Origin of the sequence: Nocardia vulneris (assembly GCF_001613425.1) — a bacterium.
GTDB lineage: Bacteria > Actinomycetota > Actinomycetes > Mycobacteriales > Mycobacteriaceae > Nocardia > Nocardia vulneris.
In genome coordinates, this window is the sequence record NZ_BDCI01000021.1 from 49,221 (window position 1) to 70,741 (window position 21,521).

Consider the following 21,521-nt stretch of genomic DNA (forward strand, 5'->3'; position numbering starts at 1 on the left):
ACTGCTGCTCAATAAGCATCTACGCTCGGGTACATGAGTCGCAAGGTTACAGACAAAGCTGTCGGCGACCGGTCCGTCCGCCGGGTCAAAACGATCATCATCGGCAGTGGGTTCTCCGGACTCGGTCTAGCGATCCGGCTGAGTCAGCAGGGCAGCAACGACTACCTGGTGCTGGAGCGCGGCCACGATGTCGGCGGCACCTGGCGGGACAACACCTACCCGGGCGCGGCCTGCGACGTCCCCTCACACCTGTACTCGTACTCGTTCGCGCTGAACCCGGATTGGTCGCGCTCTTTCTCCCGGCAGGGCGAAATCCAGCAGTACATCCGGGGTGTCGCGGAAAAGTACAACGTGCTGGACAAGCACATCTTCGACTGCGACGTGACCAGCGCGCGCTGGAACAACGACGACGCGCAGTGGGAGATCGAATCGTCCCGGGGCAGCTTCGTGGCCGACACCGTGGTCTCGGCGATCGGCGCGCTGTGTGAACCCGCGCTGCCGGATATCAAGGGCATCAACGACTTCCAGGGCGAGGTCTGTCACTCCGCGCGATGGAACCACGAACTCGACCTGACCGGCAAGCGGGTCGCGATCATCGGCACCGGCGCCTCGTCGATCCAGATCGTCCCGGAGATCGCGCCGAAGGTCGCGCACCTGGACGTCTACCAGCGCACGGCCCCGTGGCTGCTCCCCCGCATGGACCGCCCGTACACCAAGGCCGAGCGGCTGGCCTTCAAACACGTGCCCGGCTTCCAGCGCCTGTCCCGGGCCGCGATCTACGCCGCCCGCGAGACCCAGGTCGTCGGCCTGGCGAAGTTCCCCGCGCTGATGCAGGCGTTCGAGCTGATCGCCAGGGCCAAGCTGCAATACGAGGTGCGCGATCCGCAGCTGCGCGCCAAGGTCACCCCGAACTTCCGGATCGGCTGCAAGCGCATGCTGATCTCGAACAACTACTACCCCGCACTGAGCAGGGACAACGTGGATGTGGTGACCGATGGCATCGCCGAGGTCCGCGCCCACTCGATCGTCACCAAGGACGGCACCGAGCGCGAGATCGACGTCCTCATCGTGGCGACCGGCTTCCACGTCACCGATTCGCCCGCGTTCAACACCATCGTCGGCCGGGACGGGCGCACGCTCAGCGAGGTGTACGACGAGGTGGGCCAGCAGGGCTACAAAGGCGCGGCCACCGCGAACTTCCCGAACATGTTCACCCTGCTCGGCCCCAATGTCGGCCTCGGCCACACCTCGATGGTGTTCATGATCGAGTCGCAGCTCAACTACGTCGCCGACGCGCTGGCCACGATCGACCGGCTGAAGTTGCGCACGGTCGAGGTCCGCCGCGACGCGCAGCAGGAATACAACGTCGATCTGCAGAAGAAGCTCAGCCGGAGCGTCTGGCTCAACGGCGGCTGCGCCAGCTGGTATCTGGACAAGCACGGCAACAACACCACGCTGTGGCCCGATTTCACCTTCGAATTCCGTAGGCTGACCCGCAATTTCGACCTGTCCGCCTATGAAACGACCTCCGCCCGAGCCGACCTGAAAGTGGGAGCAGCACAGTGAGCAATGATGCTTACTTCAAAGGCAAAGTCTGTGTGATCACCGGTGCCGGTTCCGGCATCGGGCGCGCACTCGCCGAGAATCTCGCCAAGCGCGGCGCCAAGCTCGCGCTCTCCGATATCGACACCGACGGTCTCGCCGAGACCGTGGCCCGCTGCGAAAAGCTCGGCGCCGAGGTGAAATCCGATCGGATCAACGTCGCCGAGCGCGAAGCCGTCCTGCTCTACGCCGACGCCGTGAAGGCGCATTTCGGTGTGGTGCACCAGGTTTACAACAACGCGGGCATCGCCTACCACGGTGACGTGGTCAAGACCGAGTTCAAGGACTTCGATCGGGTCATGGACGTCGATTTCTGGGGCGTCGTGAACGGCACCAAAGCGTTCCTGCCGTTCCTGATCGAGTCCGGTGACGGCCATGTCGTGAACGTGTCCAGCCTGTTCGGTCTGATCGCGGTGCCGGGCCAAAGTGCCTACAACTCAGCGAAATTCGCGGTGCGCGGCTTCACCGAGGCACTGCGCCAAGAGATGCTGGTCGGCCGGCAGCCGGTCAAGGTCACCTGTGTGCATCCCGGCGGCATCAAGACCGCGGTCGCGCGCAACGCCGGCTACGCCGAGGGCATCGACGGCAAGCAGGCCGCCTCGATGTTCGATTCGAAGATGGCCATCCACACCCCGGAGATGGCCGCGCAGACCATCACCGAGGGCGTGCGCAAAGGCCACGGCCGGGTGCTGATCGGCTTCGAGGCCAAGCTGCTCGACTTGTTCGTGCGCGTCACCGCGTCCGGCTATCAACGCCTCGCGACCGTCGTAAACCGCCAGATCCTACCCTGATTCGAGAATCACCCATGCGGGATGTCAACCTTCCGCTGCCCGTCGCACGGACGCTGCTGTGGCCCATTTTTCGTGTCTCGATGAATGTCCGGACGCCGTGGCCACTGCAGCGTCTGCTGCTGGATGCGGGCGCGAAAGCCCAACTGGTGCCCGCGGGCACCACCGTGCACCGGCTGCGCCTGGGCGGTCGGCCGGCCGAAAAGCTCACGGCCACCGCGAATCCCACGGGCGCGGTGCTCTATCTGCACGGCGGCGGCTACACCATCGGCTCGCCGACCACGCATCGTTCCCTCGCCGCCCGGCTCGCTCATGAAACCGGTTGTGCGGTCTACGTTCTCGACTACCGGCTGGCCCCCGAGCATCCGTTCCCGGCCGCACTCGACGACGCCGAGGCCGCGTTCCTGGAGCTCGTGCAGAGCGCGGGCTACCGCCCGGATCAGATCGCGCTGTCCGGCGATTCGGCCGGTGGCGGCCTGTCGATGGCGACCGCGCAGCGTTTGATCGCGCGCCACGGGCACACCCCGGCCGCGCTGGGGCTGATCGCGCCGTGGACCGACCCCAATCAGATCCCCGAGCGCGCCGCCGACCTGGTGATCAACCGCCCGTGGTCACGCGCCTGCGCGGCCGCCTACCTCGGCGACGGCGATGCGAGTGATCCCGGTTACGCCCCGCTCACCGGTGAATTGACCGGACTGCCGCCGACCTACGTGCAGGTCGACGTCAGTGAGCTGCTGCACCCGCAATGCGTGGACCTGGTGGCCGCCTTGCGGACCGCGGGCGTGTCGGTCCGGTACACCGAAACCCGGAATCTGTGGCATGTCGCCCAGCTGCAGGCGGGGCTGGTCGCACCGGCCGCCGCGGTGCTGAGCGAGCTGGCCGGATTCCTGCGCGAAGCGATTCAACCTGCCGCACTGCGGGATTTAGGATAGCCACGAAGCGGATCCGCGCCGGGCAGTCACGCACGGGTCCGTTTCTGGTGGTCGACCTCACGGCCCTGACCCAGGTGTCGTAGATTACTGACGAGTAAACCCACGTGGAAGGGCACTGATGCGAGAGTTCGAAGTCCCGGCTTCCTACACCATCCCGGAAGACGCGAACAATTCCGACAACGTCTTCCGTCATGCCGAGCAGTCACCCGACGCGGTGCTGTTCAACAAGCCGGACGGCAACGGCGGCTGGCTGGATGTGCGGGCCGCGGAGTTCGCGACGGAGGTCACCGGTGTCGCCAAGGGCCTGATCGCCTCGGGTATCGAACTCGGCGACCGGGTCGCCATCATGGCGCCCACCCGCTACGAGTGGGCGCTGCTGGACTTCGCCATCTGGGCCGTCGGCGGCTGCACCGTCGCGATCTACGACAGCTCGGCGGCCGAGCAGGCCAAGTGGATCCTGCAGGACTCGGCCACCAAGCTGCTGATCGTCGACAGCGACAAGCACCGCGCCACCATCGACGAGATCGAGGCGGGTTCGCTGCCCGATCTGAAGGAGACCCTGCAGATCGACAAGGGCGCGGTCGAAGAGCTCACCGGCCGCGGCACCGACCTGGACGACCAGGTGGTGCACGACCGGCGCAAGCAGGTCAACGCGAACTCGCCCGCCACCCTGATCTACACCTCCGGCACCACCGGGCGGCCCAAGGGCGTCATGCTCTCGCACGCCAACCTGTACGCCGAGTCCCGCTCCGACCGGATCGCGCTCGCCAAGTTCATCCAGCCGGGCAAGAAGACGCTGATGTTCCTGCCGCTGGCGCACGTGTTCGCGCGCGCCGTCGCGCTGGTCGCGTTCGACGCCAAGGTGATCGTCGCGCACACCTCCGACTGGTCCACCCTGGTCGACCAGTTCGGCAGCTACAAGCCGCACTTCATCCTCTCGGTGCCGCGGGTGTTCGAGAAGGTGTTCAACGGCGCCAAGCAGAAGGCGCACGACGGCGGCAAGGGCAAGATCTTCGACGCGGCCGCCGAGACCGCCATCGCCTACAGCGAGGCGCTCGACAACGGCGGCGCCGGGCTGGTGCTCAAGCTCAAGCACGCGCTGTTCGACAAGCTCGTCTACAGCAAGTTGCGGGTCGCGCTCGGCGGCCAGTGCGACGCGGCGGTTTCCGGCGGCGGCCCGCTCGGCGCGCGCCTGGGCCACTTCTTCCGCGGCGTCGGCGTCACCATCTACGAGGGCTACGGGCTCACCGAGACCACCGCGGCCGTCACCGTGAACACGCCCGAGAAGATCCGGGTCGGCACGGTGGGCAGGCCGATCGAGGGCCACAGCGCCAAGATCGCCGAGGACGGCGAGCTGCTGCTGCGCGGCTCGGTCGTGTTCGACGGGTACTGGGGCAACGCCGAGGCCACCGAGGACGCCTTTGCGGACGGCTGGTTCAGGACCGGCGACCTCGGCGCCATCGACGCGGACGGTTTCATCACGATCACCGGCCGCAAGAAGGAACTCATCGTCACCGCGGGCGGCAAGAACGTCTCCCCCGCGCTGCTCGAGGATTCGCTGCGGGCGCACCCGCTGATCAGCCAGGTGATGGTGGTCGGTGACGGCCAGCCGTTCATCGGCGCGCTGATCACCCTCGATCCCGAGGCGCTGCCGGGCTGGCAGAAGAACCACAACGTGCCCGCGGACACCCCGATCGAAAAGCTCATCGAGAACCAGGAACTGGTCGCCGAGATCGACGCCGCGGTGGCCGAGACCAACAAGAAGGTCTCCCACGCCGAGCAGATCAAGAAGATCCGCATCCTGCCGGTGGACTGGACCCAGGAGACGGGCGAGCTGACCCCGAAGATGTCGCTCAAGCGAGCTGTCGTGATGAAGCAGTACGCGGACGACGTCGCGAAGATCTACAGCTAGTCCAGCACGCACAGCGGGGTCGGTGAGCAAGTTTCACCGGCCCCGCTCTGCTGTGTCACGACCGCCGCGACATGCCCGTTTCCAGAGATGTTCGGGGACTCGACGGTCACCGAAAATGGCGGCGGCAGGCGCGATTACGTGCGCGCCGCAGCTCGTGCCGCCTATTACACCGGCTTCTACACGGCCAGGCAGGGCGGTGCGCTGTACGCCGATCCGACAAAGGTGCCGACGACCACCGACGTGCCGCAGGACGCCCAGCTGGCTTCCTTCTTGACCAAGAAGCTCGGCGGCGGTGACGGCAAGACCCACGATGACCAGAACCTCACGCCGGAGTTGCTGACCGCCAAGCACACCGCCCTCGCGGCCGCGGCGGCGGCCAGGTTCCTCGCGGGCGACGGCACCGCGGGGCAGGGTCCTGCCGCGGGCGCGCCGGACGCCACCGATCCGGATTCCGACGATATGGACGCCGACGCCAGGCCTGATGCCGCGGCGCTGGCCGAACTCGCCCGCACCGGTCCGGCCGGGGACACCGTGCGGAATCGGATCGCCGCGAACAAGGCCGAGGCGGCGGCGGTCGACGCCGCCCGGGTGCTCGGCTGGCTCGCCTGAGCGATCCGGGTAGCGCTCGGCCGCCGTCAGCGAATGGTCATATTCTGTGGCCTGCCCGGCAGTACGCTCGAAATCATGGCCGATCTGCGACTGCGAGTGCTGGCTGGGATCGTCTCGGCGGGCGCGGCGCTAGGTGTCGCGGAACTGCTCGCGGCCTTTTTCGAGGCGCAGAGCGCGCCGCTCGCCGCGCTCGGCGGGACCGTCGTCGATCACACGCCCGACGGTGTGCGGGAGTGGGCGATCGACACCTTCGGCACCAACGACAAGACGGTGCTGTACCTCTGCATGGGTGTGGTCGCGGTGCTGGTCGCCGGGCTCGCGGGCGCACTCGAACGGACCGCGCGCCCAGCGGGTTCGGCGCTGCTGGCGGTCTTCGGTGTGCTGGCCGCGATCGCCGCCGTCGCGCGCACCAGCGCGTCCGGCGCGTTGCCGACCATCGTCGGGGTCGCGGTCGGCATCTACGCGCTGCGCCTGCTGACGGAACGGATCGAGACCGCCGCCTCCGCCCAGCAGGTGAGTGAAACGCCCAGCGCCGCAAGCAGACCCATCACCTCACCAGCGAACACACCGGTCGAGCCGCCGGAGGCGGCAGCGGCCCCGGAGCGGCGCCGAGTGCTGCAAGGCCTGGCGCTCGTCGGTGGCTTGGCCGTGCTCACCGGGGTCGGCGGGCGGCTGCTCGGCACGGGCCGCCGCGACGTGTCCGACGAGCGCGCGGCGGTCGAGTTACCGCAGCCGAGCGCGCCGGAGGCGCCGGTCGCCCCCGGCGTAGACCTGCGGGTGCCCGGACTGACCCCGTATCTCACCTCGAACAGCGACTTCTATCGCATCGACACCGCGTTGATCGTGCCGCAGGTGTCCAAGGACGACTGGTCGCTGCGCATCCACGGGATGGTGGATCGCGAAATCCGGCTCACCTGGGCCGATTTGGCGAATCGGCCCGCGGTGGAGCGCTTGGTGACGCTGGCGTGCGTGTCGAACCCGGTCGGCGGCGACCTGATCGGCAACGCGCGCTGGCTCGGCTACCGGCTGGACGAACTGCTGGCCGAGGCGGGTCCGCACCCCGACGCGGACATGGTGCTCTCGCACAGCACCGACGGCTGGACCGCGGGCACCCCGCTGTCCGTGCTCACCGACGGTCGCGACGCGTTGCTCGCGGTCGGCATGAACGGCGAACCGCTGCCCGTCGTGCACGGTTATCCCGCGCGGCTGGTGGTGCCCGGCCTCTACGGTTATGTCTCCGCCACCAAATGGGTCACCGAACTCGAGGTCACCCGTTTCGACCGCGCCACCGCGTACTGGACCCGCCGCGGGTGGTCGGCCCTCGGCCCGATCAAAACCGGCACCCGCATCGACACGCCGCGCCCGCGCAGCCGAATCAAGCAGGGCCGCATCGCCGTTGCCGGTGTCGCCTGGGCCCAGCATCGCGGCATCCGCGGCGTCGAAGTCCAAATCGACAACGGCCCTTGGCAACCCGCGCGTCTCGCCGAGGAGCAATCCGTCGACACCTGGCGCCAGTGGGTCTACGACTGGGACGCCACCCCCGGCACCCATACCCTGCGCGCCCGCGCCACCGACGCCACCGGCGAGACCCAGACCGCCGAGCGCCGCGACGTCGTCCCCGACGGCGCCACCGGCAACCCCACCGTCACGCTCCAGGTGAACTGATCCGGACAGCACGCTGCCCCGCAAGCAGATTCGCTTGCGGGGCAACGGGTTTCAGGCGAGCGATGCGGCCTCGCGGGGTTCGGCCGTCGGCTTGGGCGCGGCGCTGCGCCCGTGGCGGACGAAGAGCGCGGAAGCCACGAAGCCGATCAGCAGGATGCCGGCGGGGAGCAGGATGGATTGGCTCAGCGCGGTGCTGAAGCCGTCCTTGACGAACTCCGGGATGGGCCCCTGCCCCGCCCCGCCTTCGCCGACCTGGCCGCCGCCGAGCCCCTGGGCGGACATGCGGGCGGCGATGAGCGCGCTGATCGCCGCGCTGCCGAGCACCGATCCGACCTGCCGGGTGGTGTTGTAGACACCGGCGCCCGCACCGGCCAGCTGGACCGGCAGGTTGTGCGTGGCGGTCGAGGCCAGCGGCGCCCAGATGCAGGAGTTCGCGAAACCGGCGAACACCGCCGACACCACGATCCAGGCCAGCGACGAGTCCGGCTTCATCAGCGCGGCGAACCAGAACACCGACACCGAGTAGAGCGCGAACCCGAAGGCGGGCACGATCCGCGGGTGCAACCGGTCGGCGAATTTGCCGACGAACGGCGCACAGACGCCGGTGACGATCGCCATCGGCGCGAACACCAGCGCCGACTCGGTGGGCGATAGTTCGCGCACCGCCTGCAGATAGAAGTACCCGGGCACCATGAACGCGGTGACGGTCGCGCCCATCGCCGCGATGGCGATATTGGACAGCGAGAAGTTGCGATCGCGGAACAGGCTCAGCGGCAGCAACGGCTCACCGCGGCTGCGCGACTGGTTCACCAGGAACACCGCGAGCACCGCGAGACCGGCGGCGATCATCAGCCAGATGCGCAGCGACCAGTCGTAGGTGTTGCCCTCCTGGATGCCGAACACCAGCAGGAACAGGCCGACACCGCTGAGCAGCACACCGGGGAGGTCGAACTTGTGCTCGTGCGTCGGCAGCGCGGGCACCAGCCACATCGCCAGTGCGAAGGCGATCACGCCGATCGGGATGTTGACGAAGAAGATCCACTCCCAGCCTAGCCCGTCCACGAGCACGCCGCCGAGGATCGGCCCGACCAGCGTCGCGAGTCCGGCCACCCCGCCCCACAGGCCCATGGCGGCGCCGCGCTTGTCCGGCGGGAAGGTCCGGGTGATCACCGCCATGGTCTGCGGCGTCATCAGCGCGGCGCCGAGGCCCTGCACCGCCCGCGCGGCGATCAGCATCTCGATGCTGCCGGACAGTCCGCACCAGGCCGAGGCGACGGTGAAGATCGCGAGACCGAGCAGGTAGATGTTCTTGGGGCCGAAGCGATCACCGAGCCGGCCGGTGACCAGCAGCGGCACCGCGTAGGCGAGCAGGTAGGCGCTGGTCACCCAGATCACCTTGGAGATGTCGGCGTGCAGATCGGTCATGATCGCCGGATTGGCGACCGCGACGATCGTCATGTCCAGCAGGATCATGAAGAAGCCGACGACCAGCGCGGTCAGCGCCAGCCACGGATTACGTTGAGTGGTCATGGGATTCGAAGTTCCTGTCGTGCGAGGTTCCCGATCGGGCGGGAACCGGAGTTCGGTGCGGCCCGCGGCCGGCCTCAAGGCGGTGGCGAACCGACCGCGCCGCGCCGGGTCGGAGGCAACTGGGCCTCGTCGCCGGACGACCAGAGGTGATGGTGCTGGTGGTCGGCCTCGCGCGCGCCGGTATGCGCGTCGAAGGTCTCCCATTCCAGTGCGCCACTTGCCAATTCGTCGAGAAAGCGGTTCACCCACTCGATCTCGGCGCCGAGCATGGCGTGCAGATACGGCAGGGTGACGGTGTAGCGCCGGGGCACGCGACGTTCGTCGGCCCAGGTGATCATCGTCGCGACATCGGCGCGATCGGCCTCCAGATGGCCGACCCGCTCACGCAGCAGCGCGAGCACGTCGTCCTTGGGCAGATTGTGCGCCTCGGCCAGCGCGACCGGGAACATCGGATATTCCGGCGCCGGGTACCGCACGATCTCGGCGATCCTGGCGCGCAACGCCGTTCGGCCGCCCTCGGTGATCCGGTAGGTGGTGCGTTCGGGCCGGTTACCTTCCCGATCGACGCCTTCGGACTGCACCATGTGCTGCTCGGCCAGCCGCGCCACCGTGTGATACAGCGAGCCGGGCCGCACCTTGACCAGCACGTCTTCCCGGCGCGCGATCAGCAGCTGATACATCTCGTACGGATGCATGGGCCGCTCCTCGAGCAGCGCCAGCACGGCGATCCCCAGCGGCGTCACCGCCGGACGCGCCTGCTGCCCCATGTCCTTCGCCTTCCCGTCGAACGCTCACGGCGTCTCCGCCGGAACCAGGAGCGCTATGCCCCGTTTCGTATATTCCACGTGGAATATACGGCGCGGAACAAACCGGCCGCAAGGTGCCCGGCACGGCGAAATTCGTGATCGCAGGCACAACCGATCCGCGCCGAGGCTCGAATCAGCAGCTCAGCGCGGTGCGCGACAGGTCAGTTCGCGGCGCGCACACTCAGATCGGGAGCGGCGGGCACCGCGTCGGTCCGGCGCAACCGGCCGGTCCCCGGCGTACTCGCCCAGACGACGAAAGCGAGCAAGCCGTCCAGCACCATGGCCAGCACCGCCACCAGCAGCGCGCCGACCAGGACGCGGTCGTACCGGTACAGGCTGATGCCGTCGAAGATGTAGCGGCCGAGCCCGCCCAGGTTGACATAGGCCGCGATGGTCGCGGTGGCGACCACCTGCAGCGTCGCGCCGCGCAGGCCGGTGAGCAGGATGGGCAGCGCGTTGGGCACCTCGACCCGGAACAGGATCTGCCGCTCGGTCATGCCCATCGCCCGGGACGCGTCCACCACGTCGGCGGGCACATTGGCGATGCCCGCGTAGGCGCCGGCCAGCAGCGGCGGAATGCCCACGGTGATCAGGGCGAGCAGCGGCGGGATCAGGCCGAGGCCGAGCAGCAGCACCAGAAAGGTGAGCAGGCCCAGGGTCGGCAGCGCGCGCATGGCGTTGGCGAAGCCGACGAGCAGCGCGGAGCCGCGCCCGGTGTGCCCGATCACCAGGCCGAGCGGGAGCGCGATCGCCGCGGACAACGCGATGGTGAGGAAGCTGTACCAGAGATGTTGCGCGATACGGGTTTCGATGCCCGCGGGCCCGCTCCAGTTCGCACCGTCGGTGAAGTAGTGCCACGCGTCGAGAAAAAGGTTCACGAGCCTGCGCCTTTCGCCGTCACGAGCGCCGGCCTTTCGCCTGCGCGGTCCGGACGTCGGCCCGCACCCACGGCGTCGACCAGCGGCCGAGCACGTAGATCAGGCGGTCGAAGATCAAGGCCAGCGCCAGGATCACGATGATGCCCGCGACGATCTCGTCGGGGTAGTCACGCTGGTAGCCCTGCGTGAACAGTTTGCCGACGCCGCCGACGCCGATCAGCGCGCCCACCGACACCATCGCGATATTGGTCACCACGACGACCCGCAAGCTGGACACGAAAACCGGGATGGCCAACGGCATGTCGACGGTCAGCGTGCGCCGCAGCGAACTGAACCCGACCGCGTCGGCGGCGTCGACCACGTCGGCGGGCACCGAATCCAGTGCCGCAGGCACGGCGATCACGAGCAGCGCGGTCGAGTACATGGTCAGTGCGATGATCACGTTCAACGGGTCGATCGTGGAGATCCCGACCAGCGGCGGGATGATCACGAACAGCGCCAGCGACGGAATCGTGTACGCCAGGCTGGCCACGGTCACCGTCACCCGGCGCAGCCAGGTCACCCGCCGCACCAACGCGCCCACCGGAATCGCGATCACCAGGCCGAGCAGCAGGGGCACCAGCGCCAAGTAGAGATGGGTCTTGGTGAACCCCCAGATCTCGGCGAAGTTGTCGATCAGATATCGCACGCAGGCCTCCCGCGGGTCACCGCGCTTCTTCCTGTTCGAAGAAGTGCCGGTTGCGTTCGGCGTCCTCGGTGGCGCGCTGGCCGGCCAGCTGTTGCAGCACCTCGGTGGCGAGCACGCCGCCGCGCACCGCACCCGCCTCGTCCACGGCCACCCCGACACCGGAGGGCGAGGAGATGGCGGCGTCCAGCGCCTGGCGCAGGTCGCCGGTCGGCGTGAACAGCGAACCGCCCGCGGAGGTGCTGTCCGCCAAGGCATGTCCGGCGCGTACCGACTCCACGCCGGTGACATCGATCCAGCCCGCGGGCTTGCGCTGCGCGTCGACGATCAGCACCCAGTCCCCGCGATCCAACCGCAGGGCGGGCACCTCCGCGGCGGTCGCGGTCCGAACCTCGTGCAGCGGAACCTCTTTCGCCGTGCGGAAGGACAGGCCGCGATAGCCGCGGTCCCGGCCGACGAAATCGGCGACGAAATCGGTCGCGGGCTGGGCGAGTACGTGATCCGGCGGATCGTACTGTTGCAGCACCCCGCCGCGGCCGAAGACCGCGACCCGGTCACCGAGGGTGATCGCCTCATCGATGTCGTGGGTGACGAACACGATGGTCTTCCGCAATTCGGCTTGCAGCCTTTGCATTTCGATCTGCAACTCGGCCCGTACCACCGGATCGACGGCGCTGAACGGCTCGTCCATCAGCAGCACCGGCGGGTCGGCGGCCAGCGCCCGGGCCACCCCGATCCGCTGCTGCTGCCCGCCGGACAGCTGGGCCGGATACCGGCCCGCCAGCGAGCGATCCAGGCCGACCCGGTCCAGCACCTCCAACGCCGCGGCCCGGGCCGCCTTACGCGAATCACCGCGCAGCACCGGCACGGTCGCGACGTTGTCCACGACCGTGCGGTGCGGCAGCAGCCCGCCGCTCTGGATCACATAGCCGATACCGAGCCGCAGCTTTACCGGGTCGACCTGCGAAATATCTTGTCCGGCAATGGTGATCGTGCCCGAACTGGGCGTGATCATCCGGTTGATCATCCGCATCGACGTGGTCTTGCCACAGCCGGACGGGCCGACGAACACGGTGAACGAACCGGACTCGATGCGCAGATCGAGGTCGGTGACGGCGTGCGTGCCGTCTGGATAGGTCTTGCTGATACCGCGGAACTCGATATCGGACAACGTGTTACCTCTTATCCGGCCGGCGTGTTCAGCCCCTGGGCCGCCACCCAGGCCACGGCCGCGGCCTTCGGTTCGGTCTTGGCGGTACCGGAGACCGCCTCGTTCAGCTTGATCAGTTCCGCGGTGGTCAGTTTCGCCGAGGCGGCGTTCAACGCGGCGAGCGCCTTGTCCGTCTTCTTCGCCGCGTTGAACAGCGGAACCACGTTCTGCGCCGGGAAGTTGTGCTTCGGATCCTCCAGCACCACCAGGTTGTTCTGCGTGATGGCGGGTGAGGTGGTGAAGATGTCGGCGGCGGTCACCTGGCCCTCGACCAGCGCGCGCACGGTCGCGGGGCCACCGCCGTCGGCGATCGGCACGAAGTTGTTCGCGGCGATGTCGAGGTTGTAGTTCTTCTTCAAGCCGGGCAGCCCGCCCGCCCGCTCCTGGAATTCCGCGGGCGCACCGAATTTCACCTCGGCCGAGTGCGCGGCCAGATCCGCGATGGAGCGCAGATTCCAGCGCTCGGCGGTCGCCTTGGTCACCACCACGGCGTCGGAATCCTCGCCGGGCGCGGGGGTGCCGACCGCGAGTTCGCTGCCGAGCGCCGCGGTGAGCGCGCTGTTCACGTCCGCGGCGCTGGTCGCGGTGGCGTTCTTGTCCAGGTACTGCAGCAGGTTGCCGTTGTACTCCGGGATCACCGAGATCGCGCACTGGCGCACGGCCGGCACGTAGGCCTCCCGGCTGCCGATGTTCAGTTTGGTGTCGACCTTGAAGCCGTTGACGCGCAACACCTCCGCGTAGATTTCCGCGACCGTCTCCGACTCCGGGAAGTTCGCGGAACCGACGACGAGCCCGTCGCCGGCGCAGTCGCCCTTGCTCGCCAGTGGATCGGAGTTGCCGCAGGCGGACAGGATCATGGCGACGGCCAACGCGGCGGCGGCGAAGATGAACCGGGTGGCGCGCAGCGCCAGCCGCAGCGCCGACCGACCGTGCCGCGCGGCATCGGGGGTGATCGAGGTGTTCACTGGAGTCCTTCCGGCATGACGAGCAATGCGAGGTCCCGGCGCAACCGAGCCACCGGTACATTCTGGGTGTCCATACTGCCCGCTTCAGGGTGTTCCTGTTGGCTCTGTCGATCTCTCGGAGAGTTGGTGTCGCCGGATGATGCTGGCCGCGTCGCTGCGGATGCTGGCTCGAATAGTGCTCGTCGCGACCGCCGTAACGGCTGTGTCCTGCGGTAACGATGACCAGGGCGCGCGGATCACGGTCGGCGCGGGCGACGCTGTCGAGTCGGTGGTGCTGGCCGAAATCTACGCGGGCGCGCTGGCGCGCACCGGCGCGCGAACCACGGTCGAGGCCGGGTTGGGCGAGCGCCCGGACTATCTGGCCGCGCTCGACGCCGGCCGGATCACCGTGCTGGGCGAGCACAGCGGCGCGCTGCTGACCCATCTCGACGCGCACGCCCCCGAACGCACGCCGAAGAACGTCGCCGACGCACTGAGCAAGTCGTTGCCCGAGGGGCTGGTGGTCTCCGATATCGCCGACGGCACCGACCTGCGCGCGCGGGTGCTGCTCACCACCGAGGCGGCCGCGCACGACGCCGTGCGGTCCGTCCGCGATCTCGGCCCGAGCTGCGGCGCCCGCACCGCGGGGGTGGCACCCGCCGCGGGCCTGCTGAGCGCGCCGCCCGCCGCGAACACGGTGACCGGCTGCGCCTTCGCCGCGACCATCCCGTTCCCTGACCTGGCCGCGCTGCGAAAAGCCCTGCTGGACGGGCAGATCCAAGCCGGGCTGCTGCTCGGGCCGCCCGCCGCGGGCGCAGGCTCGACCGACGGGCTGACCATCCTGTCCGACGACGACTACGCCGTACGCGCCGAGAACGTGCTGCCCCTGTTCCGCAAGGGCACGCTCGACCAAGCTCAGATCAAGAAGCTGAATTACGTTGCGGGCGAACTCACCACCGAAGACCTCACCGAGCTGATCCGCCGCGTCCGCGACGAGCATCGCGACCCCGCCGACGTGGCGCGGGCCTGGCTGGACGACCACGCGCTGTGAATTCGTCCGCGGCAGCGCGGTTGCGGATAACGTCTGATCGGTGAGTATCAGGTTCATCGGCGGCTATGTGGCGATCGTGGCGTTGCTGCTCTACGTCTGGTCCACCCTGCCCGACAAGAATCCGCTGTTCGCGGTGGCGCTGCTGGTCGCGCTCGGCGCGATGATCGCGCTGAACCTCTGGATCCGGATCTCCGCGCGCCGCCAGGAGCAGGCGCGCAAGGCGGCGCGCGCCGGCCGGAATCCGGTACCGTCCGGCGAATAGCCCGAGCAACTTTTCGGCCACACACAGCAGAACGCCCCGTTCGCCGTTGAACGAGGCGTTCTTTTATCTGTGACAGCTACTGCTACGCAACACCTTCGGCGCGCGCGGCGGCCGCGACGGCCTCGGCGACGGCCGGGGCGACCCGCGGGTCGAGCGGGCTCGGCACGATCTTGTCCGGGCCCAGCTCGTCGGCGACGACGCTGAGGATCGCGTCGGCGGCGGCGATCTTCATGCCCTCGGTGATCCGGCGGGCGCCTGCGTCCAGTGCGCCCTTGAAGACACCCGGGAACGCCAGCACGTTGTTGATCTGGTTCGGGAAATCGCTGCGGCCGGTGGCCACGATCGCGGCGTACTTGCGCGCGACCTCGGGGTGGATCTCCGGGTCCGGGTTGGACATGGCGAACACGATCGACTCCGGCGCCATCGAGGCGATGAGCTCCTCGGCGATCAGGCCGGCGGACAGACCCAGGAACACGTCGGCGCCGTTGAGCGCTTCGGCGGCACCGCCGTTGAGGCCGCGCGGGTTGGTGCGGGTGGCCAGCTCGGCCTTCACCTCGTTGAGGTCGGTGCGCTCGCGGCTGACGATGCCCTTCGAGTCGAGCACGGTCACGTCCCGCACCCCCGCGGCGAGCAGGATGTTCGTGCAGGCGACACCGGCCGCGCCCGCGCCGGACACCACGACCTTCAGGTCCTCGATGCCGCGACCCTGCACCTTGGCCGCACCGTTGAGGGCGGCGAGCACCACGATGGCGGTGCCGTGCTGGTCGTCGTGCATGACCGGGCAGTCCAGCGCCTCGATGACGCGCTTCTCGATCTCGAAGCAGCGCGGCGCCGAGATGTCTTCCAGGTTCACCGCGCCGAAGCTCGGGCGCAGCTTCACCAGCAGGTCGACGATCTCGTCGACGTCCTTGGTGTCCACCACGATCGGGATCGAGTTCAGGCCCGCGAACTTCTTGAACAGCGCCGCCTTGCCCTCCATCACCGGCAGCGAGGCGCGCGGGCCGATATCGCCGAGGCCGAGCACCGCGGTGCCGTCGCTGACCACGACGACCAGCCGCTCGGTCCAGGTGTAGCGCTTGGACAGTTCCTCGTCCTGCGCGATGGCCCGGCTCACCTGGGCGACACCCGGGGTGTACGCGATCGAAAGGTCGCGCTGGGTTTCCAACGGCGAGCTGAGTTCCACCGAGAGCTTGCCGCCAAGGTGTCCCGCGAAAATCTCGTCGTGCGTAATAGCGGAAAGGCTCGCTGCGTCGTCTGCGCGGGGGGCCGTGGTGGCATTCGGTGCGTCAGTCACAGGTGACACGATTTCACTCCTGCTCGGATCGGACAAACCGGTGGACGGTTACCGCCGGGTATATAGGTATTAGGGATTCATTTCGCTCATCGAGTGCGCTGACCGGTACGTTTCGCGGCGATCGGCGAGTCACGAAAACTCGTTGCCGATTTCGCTGACGTGGCGCGGCACTGATCCGCGGAGCGAGAGCCGGACGGGTGGGTCCGGACAGAACATGCGGCGTGATCCTCGGGTCACGACGGTGCGTCGCGAGGCGGAGATCTCCGTAATCCCAGTACCCGGCGGTGGCTTGGGTAAGGAATCCGACACATTCTGCCAGCATGATCCGCGACTTGCCAAACCGGTCGGGTCTGCGTCGTGTCGCGCGCCTGTCTCCAGGCTAGCGGCCCGGAATTACCGAGCCGTAAGCGAAAACTCGCACCTCCCCGCGCCCGACCGGTGAGTTGTCCCAACCCGGCCGAGCCGAGTGGTGTGAGCGCGCCAGTGCAGACACCTACGCGCCGCGCCCGTGCGGTGCTGACCACAGCGTGTGCGGTGCTGGCCTCAGCGGGAGGCGCCGGCCACAGGGGGCGAGGCCGGCTGCAGCTGTGGTGCTGATTCCATCGCGCCGGGGCCGGCCGCAGGTCTGGCACTGGCTGCAGCGGGAGGTGTTGCTGCGGCGAAGGCCTCAGCGAGACGGTGTCGTCAGCTTTGCTGCGACCGGTGGGGACTCGGGCTCGGGGACGATCTCCGGGGCATCCGGAATGGCCGCCGAGCGGGCGGTGAGCATGCCGGGCTCGCGGGGGTGGGCCAGGACCATGCCGTCGTCCTGGGTGCTGATGACGGCGACGTTCCGTTTGCCCCAGGCGAGGGACTCGCGCGCGGCGGGTACGGGGACGGGCTCAGGGGCGGTGGACGGCACAGACCCGTGTGCCGTGGACAACACGGGCTGGTGGGCGTGGGGGCGGACCCACACTGCGTCCAGTCCGCCCGAGGTCAGCCGCACGCGCCAGTCCGCCTCGGCCTCGGGATGGTCTGTGCGACGGTGCATACCGCGGGTTTCGGTGCGGGCGAGGGCGCTGTATTTGGTCCAGCGCGCGACGGCGAGCAGGGCTGCTGCCTGCCGGGCGCGCAGCCGGTCGAGGCCGGTGCCGCCGAGGTCGAATTCGGCGCCGGGCCACATCGAATCGAGTTCGCCGATGCTGTCGCGCAGGCTGCCCGCGCTACGCCAGTAGCTGCGTCGCAGCGGCAGCGTGTGCTCCTGGACGAGGCCGACGACCGCGCGCGGATCGATCCGTGCCACGGCGTTCAGCCCGGCGCCCGGCACTTCGCGGACCGGTGCGTCGCGTTCGGCCGTGCGCGCGTACGCGGCCGCGCCCGCACCAGCCCACACGCCGGAGGCGATGGCCCACGCGCCGCCCTGCCCGCCGAAGCCGCTCACCGCACCGGTGATCGGTTCCCGCGTGGTCACGTCCCCTGCGGCGAACAGTCCGTCGACCGTGGTCGCGCAGTCGCGACCGGCGATCCGCAGCCCGCCGGTGCCGCGCACGGTGCCCTCCAGCACGGCCCGCAGCGGCACCCGTCCGGCGTGATCGACCAGGCCCAGTTTCGCGAGCCCGCCGCGCAGCAGCGCGGGCACCTCGTCGAGCGCCGCGAACACCCGCCTGCCGTCGGCGATCGCGGCGAAGGCCGCGGCGCGATGGCCCTCCAGGACCGCCCCCGACTCGTCGTAGTAGGTGGCGAAATGCAGTGCGAGGCCACCGGAATGCACCGCCCCGGCGGGCGACGGCACCTGCCGCGCGGGCGCCAGACCGTACGCGCTGGAGAACTCCATGCCGGAGAGTTCGGCCCCCGCCTCCGCCGCGAACAGCAGGCCGTCGCCGGTGTCGACGTCGGTACCCGCGCCGCCGGACAGGAACGCGCAGCCGCCGGTGGCCACCACCACGGCGCCGGCGCGGACGGTCCACGTCCGGTATCGATCGAGCTGTTGCACGCCGACCGCGCCCGCGACCCGGCCGTCCCGGTCGACGAGCAGTTGCAGCGCCGGATGGTGATCGAGCACGCGCACGCCCGCGGCGAGCACGCTGCGCCGCATCCGGCGCAGATAACTCGCACCGTCCAGGTAGACCCGCAGCGCGGAGCCGGGGTCCGGGCCGGGAAAGCGATATCCCCAACCGGCCAATTGCTCGACGCGGTGATGCGTCTCGTCCAGCACCCGGTGCATCCACGCCGGGTCGCCGAGCCCGCCGCCGTGGGCGTAGCCGCGCTCGACGGCTTCGTCGCGGGCCGGTCCGGGCGGAATGTTCCACAGTGAGGTGGTGCCGTGCGCGGTCGGTCCGCTGGTGCCGCATCGCGCTTTGTCGGCGAGTACTACGCGCGCGCCGTTCGCCGCGGCGGAGACGGCGGCCCAGGTTCCGGCGGGACCTCCACCCAGAACCAGTACGTCCGTCTCGAGTTGCGTCACAATGAGAAATATTCGGCCACAATTCACGAAGCCGCAACCATTACCGCAATTTCAACTCCACCATTGTGTCCAAAGCAGCAATCCGGCCGCAACGAAAACAACCGCTGATCCAGAAAATGCGGCAAAACCCCGACGCTTATCCGAATAAATTTGCGCCGCAAGGGCAATCACCGTCGCCGCCACATGCCACGTGACCGATTCGGCGCCGGGGCCGGGAAAGTCGCGCCGCGCCGCGATGACCGCGGTGCCGACGACGACGAGCATCAGTGCGAAGGTGCCCGCGGCCACGAGGCCGCTGAGCCCGCGCCACACCTTCACGAGGCGATCACCGGCACGCCGGTGGCCTTGCCGACGATCAGCTCGAGCTGCTCGGGATCGGTGGTGAACGCACCGAGCCGGATGGTCTTGTTCGCGCCGTGATAGTCCGACGAGCCCGTGGTCAACAGGCCGAGTTCGGCGGCGAGGTCGCCGAGGATCGCCCGGTCGGCGGCCGAATGATCGATGTGGTCCACCTCGAGCCCGCCGAGCCCGAGCGGGGCGAGTTCCCGGATGGCGTCCAGCGCCAGCATCCGGCCGCGCTTGCGGGCTCGCGCGTGCGCGAGCACGCTGACCCCGCCCGCGGCGGCGATCATCTCGACCGCCCGGGCCAACGGCGTGTCGGCCTTCTCGGCGTAGTAGGGACCGTGCGGCGCGAGCAGTTCCTCGAACGCCGCGTCCACGCTGGGCACCACGCCCGCCGCGACCAGTGCCCGGGCCAGATGCGGGCGACCCGCCGACGGACCCGCCGAGGCGAGCACCGCGTCGGGATCAATCGGCAAACCATCGGCAACCATGCGCTCGGCCATCGCGCGCACCCGCTCGACCCGTTCGCCGCGTAACCGTTCGCGTTCCTCGGCGAAACAGCGGTCCGCCGGATCGAACAGGTAGGCCAGCAGGTGCACCGGCACCGGCCAGCCGTCCTCGCCGAGCCCGATGCACGACATCTCCATGCCCCGCACCAGCGTGAGCCCCTTCGGTAGTGCGTCGACCGCTTCGGCCCAGCCCGCCGTGGTGTCGTGGTCGGTGATCGCGAGAACGTCCAAGCCGGCGGCGGCCGCGTTCCGGACCAGTTCGGCCGGAGAGTCGGTGCCGTCGGACGCGGTCGAATGGGTATGCAGGTCGATGCGCACGCCCTCCAGTCTTACAGTGCCGCCGACCGGCCCCGCACGCCGCAGGCGACGTAGCATCGCCGATGTGCCGTCCATTCCGCCGCTTCCGTCCTTCCGCGGTACCGGTCGCGCGGAACGCAAGCTGCCGCGCATCCCGATTCCGACCGCGCGGGCCATCGTCGACTGCGGCGTCTATGTCGAAGGCCGCCGGTTGCCCGGCCGATTCACCCATCGAGACGCGCTGGCCGAGGTGCGCAACCGCGGCGCGGGTTTCGTCTGGGTGGGCCTGCGCGATCCGGACGAGGCCCAGATGGCCGATATCGCACATGCTTTCGGGCTGCACGCGCTGGCCGCCGAGGACGCGGTCTCGGCGCATCAACGCCCGAAACTGGAACGCTACGACGACACCCTGATCCTGGTGATGCGCACGGTCGCCTACGTCGAGCACGAATTGCACAGCGTCAGCGAGATCGTGGAGACCGGCGAGATCATGGTCTTCGTCGCGCCCGACTTCGTGGTGACGGTCCGGCACGGCGAACATTCCGAACTCGCCACGCTGCGAAGGGAACTGGAGGCCGATCCGGCCAAGCTGATGCTGGGCACCGGCGCGGTGCTGCACGCGATCGCCGACCACGTGGTGGATTCGTATATCGAGGTGACGCAATCGATCGAGCTCGATATCGACGCGATGGAAGAAGAGGTCTTCACACCGGGTAATCGGGTCGCGATCGAATCGATCTACCAGCTCAAGCGGGAGGTGGTCGAGCTACGCCGGGCGGTGAACCCGCTCGCGATCCCGCTGCAGTTGCTCGGGCACAAGCCGGAGATCCCGCTGCCCAAGGAGATTCGGCGCTACATGCGCGATGTGGCCGACCACCACGCCGGGGTGGCCGAGCGGATCACCGATTTCGACGAGGCGCTCAGCGCGCTGATCAGTGCGGCGCTGGCGAAGGTCGGCGTGCAGCAGAACACCGACATGCGCAAGATTTCGGCCTGGGTCGCGATCGCGGCGGTGCCGACGATGATCGCGGGCATCTACGGCATGAACTTCACGCATATGCCCGGACTGGAAGCGAGCTGGGGCTTCTGGCTCGTCATCGTGGTCACGCTGGGCATCTGCGGCGGGCTCTACCTCACCTTCCACCGCAACAACTGGCTCTGAGGACGGACCGCGCGGCGGCTAGAGGCTCGCCGCGCCGCGGCCGGGGTCGCGCACATCGATACTCGCCTCGGCCCACGCCTCGCGCAGCGCCTGTGCGCCACGCACGCGCACCCAGGCCGCCTCGGTGGCGGTCACCGGCGTCACCGCGAAATAGCGAACCGGCTCCGCGGGCTCGGGCAGCACCACCTCGGGAATCCCGCTGTCGCCCAGCAGAACCGCAGTGAACGGCGCGTTGTGCCACATCGGTTCGCCCAGGTCCATCAGCGCGTCCGCTTGCAGCACAACGCCTTCCACCGCGGGCGCGGCGGCGAGCACGCCGAGCGTCTTGGCCAGGCCCGAGGCGGCCCCGGTACCCGCCCGCAAGGTGAGCACCAGTTCGGCCCGGGGCCCGCGCACCGGATCGGCAAGCAGCGCAGCGGGATCGGTCATCGGATGCCGCGACCCGCCGACCGTCGCGTAATGCACCACATCGTCGCCGACGATCCGCAGGATCTCGATCGGCTCCAACCCCAGGAAGGTCACCGACGCCGAATCGACGCCGGTCGCCGCCACACCGAAATGGTCCAGCACACCGGTGCGGACCGTCTCCACCACACCCAT

The 21,521-nt window shown here is 68.9% G+C and carries 20 protein-coding genes; 9 read left to right on the top strand and 11 right to left on the bottom strand.

Annotated elements, in window-relative coordinates; genetic code table 11:
• The first annotated feature begins 33 nt into the window (after positions 1 to 33).
• From NVU01S_RS22240 to NVU01S_RS22265, 6 genes are all read left to right on the top strand, one after another.
• Positions 34 to 1,566 carry a flavin-containing monooxygenase gene (locus tag NVU01S_RS22240; RefSeq protein WP_043665846.1) on the top strand — a complete coding sequence of 511 codons (1,533 nt, stop codon included), beginning with the start codon at positions 34 to 36 and terminating at the stop codon, positions 1,564 to 1,566.
• A complete protein-coding gene (locus NVU01S_RS22245) occupies positions 1,563 to 2,393 on the top strand; it encodes an SDR family NAD(P)-dependent oxidoreductase (RefSeq protein WP_042256815.1) in 831 nt (276 codons plus the stop codon). Before NVU01S_RS22240 ends, NVU01S_RS22245 begins: the two co-directional genes overlap by 4 nt.
• A 14-nt stretch (positions 2,394 to 2,407) precedes the next feature.
• Complete coding sequence (locus NVU01S_RS22250; protein ID WP_043665850.1) at positions 2,408 to 3,322, top strand: alpha/beta hydrolase; 915 nt, start codon at positions 2,408 to 2,410, stop codon at positions 3,320 to 3,322.
• Between the two features lie 118 nt (positions 3,323 to 3,440).
• Positions 3,441 to 5,234, top strand: coding sequence for an AMP-dependent synthetase/ligase (locus NVU01S_RS22255; RefSeq protein WP_043665853.1), 1,794 nt, complete (start codon positions 3,441 to 3,443; stop codon positions 5,232 to 5,234).
• 87 nt (positions 5,235 to 5,321) lie between these two features.
• Positions 5,322 to 5,843 (top strand): hypothetical protein, encoded by a 522-nt coding sequence (locus NVU01S_RS22260; protein ID WP_043665856.1) that lies wholly within the window; start codon positions 5,322 to 5,324, stop codon positions 5,841 to 5,843.
• A 75-nt stretch (positions 5,844 to 5,918) separates the two neighbouring features.
• A complete protein-coding gene (locus tag NVU01S_RS22265; protein WP_043666231.1) occupies positions 5,919 to 7,508 on the top strand; it encodes a sulfite oxidase in 1,590 nt (529 codons plus the stop codon).
• A gap of 51 nt (positions 7,509 to 7,559) precedes the next feature.
• On the opposite strand, the gene NVU01S_RS22270 is transcribed toward NVU01S_RS22265, so the two are convergent.
• From NVU01S_RS22270 to NVU01S_RS22295, 6 genes are all read right to left on the bottom strand, one after another.
• The gene (locus tag NVU01S_RS22270; protein WP_043665859.1) at positions 7,560 to 9,038 is read right to left on the bottom strand and encodes a DHA2 family efflux MFS transporter permease subunit; all 1,479 of its coding nucleotides are present in this window, start codon (positions 9,036 to 9,038) and stop codon (positions 7,560 to 7,562) included.
• A gap of 74 nt (positions 9,039 to 9,112) precedes the next feature.
• Complete coding sequence (locus NVU01S_RS22275; protein WP_043665862.1) at positions 9,113 to 9,805, bottom strand: PadR family transcriptional regulator; 693 nt, start codon at positions 9,803 to 9,805, stop codon at positions 9,113 to 9,115.
• A 200-nt stretch (positions 9,806 to 10,005) separates the two neighbouring features.
• Entirely contained in the window at positions 10,006 to 10,722 is a 717-nt protein-coding gene (locus NVU01S_RS22280; RefSeq protein WP_043665864.1) for an ABC transporter permease, read from the bottom strand.
• A gap of 19 nt (positions 10,723 to 10,741) precedes the next feature.
• Positions 10,742 to 11,410 carry an ABC transporter permease gene (locus NVU01S_RS22285; protein ID WP_043665867.1) on the bottom strand — a complete coding sequence of 223 codons (669 nt, stop codon included), beginning with the start codon at positions 11,408 to 11,410 and terminating at the stop codon, positions 10,742 to 10,744.
• A 16-nt stretch (positions 11,411 to 11,426) separates the two neighbouring features.
• The gene (locus NVU01S_RS22290) at positions 11,427 to 12,578 is read right to left on the bottom strand and encodes an ABC transporter ATP-binding protein (protein ID WP_043665870.1); all 1,152 of its coding nucleotides are present in this window, start codon (positions 12,576 to 12,578) and stop codon (positions 11,427 to 11,429) included.
• Between the two features lie 11 nt (positions 12,579 to 12,589).
• Entirely contained in the window at positions 12,590 to 13,474 is an 885-nt protein-coding gene (locus NVU01S_RS22295) for an ABC transporter substrate-binding protein (protein ID WP_175068909.1), read from the bottom strand.
• A gap of 244 nt (positions 13,475 to 13,718) precedes the next feature.
• Here NVU01S_RS22295 and NVU01S_RS22300 point away from each other — a divergent pair, with 244 nt between their 5' ends.
• Together NVU01S_RS22300 and NVU01S_RS22305 are read left to right on the top strand one after the other, a co-directional pair.
• Complete coding sequence (locus NVU01S_RS22300) at positions 13,719 to 14,612, top strand: glycine betaine ABC transporter substrate-binding protein (protein ID WP_043665873.1); 894 nt, start codon at positions 13,719 to 13,721, stop codon at positions 14,610 to 14,612.
• Positions 14,613 to 14,652: 40 nt separating this feature from the next.
• On the top strand, positions 14,653 to 14,874 hold the full coding sequence (locus NVU01S_RS22305; protein ID WP_043665875.1) for a hypothetical protein: 222 nt from the start codon (positions 14,653 to 14,655) through the stop codon (positions 14,872 to 14,874).
• Positions 14,875 to 14,956: 82 nt separating this feature from the next.
• Here NVU01S_RS22305 and NVU01S_RS22310 read toward each other — a convergent pair whose 3' ends face one another.
• The 4 genes from NVU01S_RS22310 to NVU01S_RS22325 all read right to left on the bottom strand — a co-directional run bounded on the left by NVU01S_RS22310 (position 14,957) and on the right by NVU01S_RS22325 (position 19,780).
• Complete coding sequence (locus tag NVU01S_RS22310; protein ID WP_082031891.1) at positions 14,957 to 16,177, bottom strand: NAD(P)-dependent malic enzyme; 1,221 nt, start codon at positions 16,175 to 16,177, stop codon at positions 14,957 to 14,959.
• Positions 16,178 to 16,835: 658 nt separating this feature from the next.
• A complete protein-coding gene (locus tag NVU01S_RS22315; RefSeq protein ID WP_043665878.1) occupies positions 16,836 to 18,611 on the bottom strand; it encodes an FAD-dependent oxidoreductase in 1,776 nt (591 codons plus the stop codon).
• Between the two features lie 51 nt (positions 18,612 to 18,662).
• Positions 18,663 to 18,929 (bottom strand): hypothetical protein, encoded by a 267-nt coding sequence (locus NVU01S_RS22320; RefSeq protein WP_043665881.1) that lies wholly within the window; start codon positions 18,927 to 18,929, stop codon positions 18,663 to 18,665.
• On the bottom strand, positions 18,926 to 19,780 hold the full coding sequence (locus tag NVU01S_RS22325; protein WP_043665883.1) for a PHP domain-containing protein: 855 nt from the start codon (positions 19,778 to 19,780) through the stop codon (positions 18,926 to 18,928). The genes NVU01S_RS22320 and NVU01S_RS22325 overlap by 4 nt, the downstream gene beginning before the upstream one ends.
• 64 nt (positions 19,781 to 19,844) lie before the next feature.
• Here NVU01S_RS22325 and NVU01S_RS22330 point away from each other — a divergent pair, with 64 nt between their 5' ends.
• Positions 19,845 to 20,921, top strand: a complete 1,077-nt coding sequence (locus NVU01S_RS22330) for a magnesium and cobalt transport protein CorA (protein ID WP_043665886.1) — start codon at positions 19,845 to 19,847, stop codon at positions 20,919 to 20,921.
• 18 nt (positions 20,922 to 20,939) lie between these two features.
• On the opposite strand, the gene NVU01S_RS22335 is transcribed toward NVU01S_RS22330, so the two are convergent.
• Complete coding sequence (locus NVU01S_RS22335) at positions 20,940 to 21,521, bottom strand: suppressor of fused domain protein (protein WP_175068907.1); 582 nt, start codon at positions 21,519 to 21,521, stop codon at positions 20,940 to 20,942.

What these genes read in the sequence shown, in the direction of transcription:
- NVU01S_RS22240 (WP_043665846.1), top strand. Translation starts at nt 34, where the DNA reads ATGAGTCGCAAGGTTACAGACAAAGCTGTCGGCGACCGGTCCGTCCGC.
- NVU01S_RS22250 (WP_043665850.1), top strand. Translation starts at nt 2,408, where the DNA reads ATGCGGGATGTCAACCTTCCGCTGCCCGTCGCACGGACGCTGCTGTGG.
- NVU01S_RS22255 (WP_043665853.1), top strand. Translation starts at nt 3,441, where the DNA reads ATGCGAGAGTTCGAAGTCCCGGCTTCCTACACCATCCCGGAAGACGCG.
- NVU01S_RS22260 (WP_043665856.1), top strand. Translation starts at nt 5,322, where the DNA reads ATGTTCGGGGACTCGACGGTCACCGAAAATGGCGGCGGCAGGCGCGAT.
- NVU01S_RS22265 (WP_043666231.1), top strand. Translation starts at nt 5,919, where the DNA reads ATGGCCGATCTGCGACTGCGAGTGCTGGCTGGGATCGTCTCGGCGGGC.
- NVU01S_RS22270 (WP_043665859.1), bottom strand. Translation starts at nt 9,038, where the DNA reads ATGACCACTCAACGTAATCCGTGGCTGGCGCTGACCGCGCTGGTCGTC.
- NVU01S_RS22275 (WP_043665862.1), bottom strand. Translation starts at nt 9,805, where the DNA reads ATGGGGCAGCAGGCGCGTCCGGCGGTGACGCCGCTGGGGATCGCCGTG.
- NVU01S_RS22295 (WP_175068909.1), bottom strand. Translation starts at nt 13,474, where the DNA reads ATGATCCTGTCCGCCTGCGGCAACTCCGATCCACTGGCGAGCAAGGGC.
- NVU01S_RS22300 (WP_043665873.1), top strand. Translation starts at nt 13,719, where the DNA reads ATGATGCTGGCCGCGTCGCTGCGGATGCTGGCTCGAATAGTGCTCGTC.
- NVU01S_RS22335 (WP_175068907.1), bottom strand. Translation starts at nt 21,521, where the DNA reads ATGGGTGTGGTGGAGACGGTCCGCACCGGTGTGCTGGACCATTTCGGT.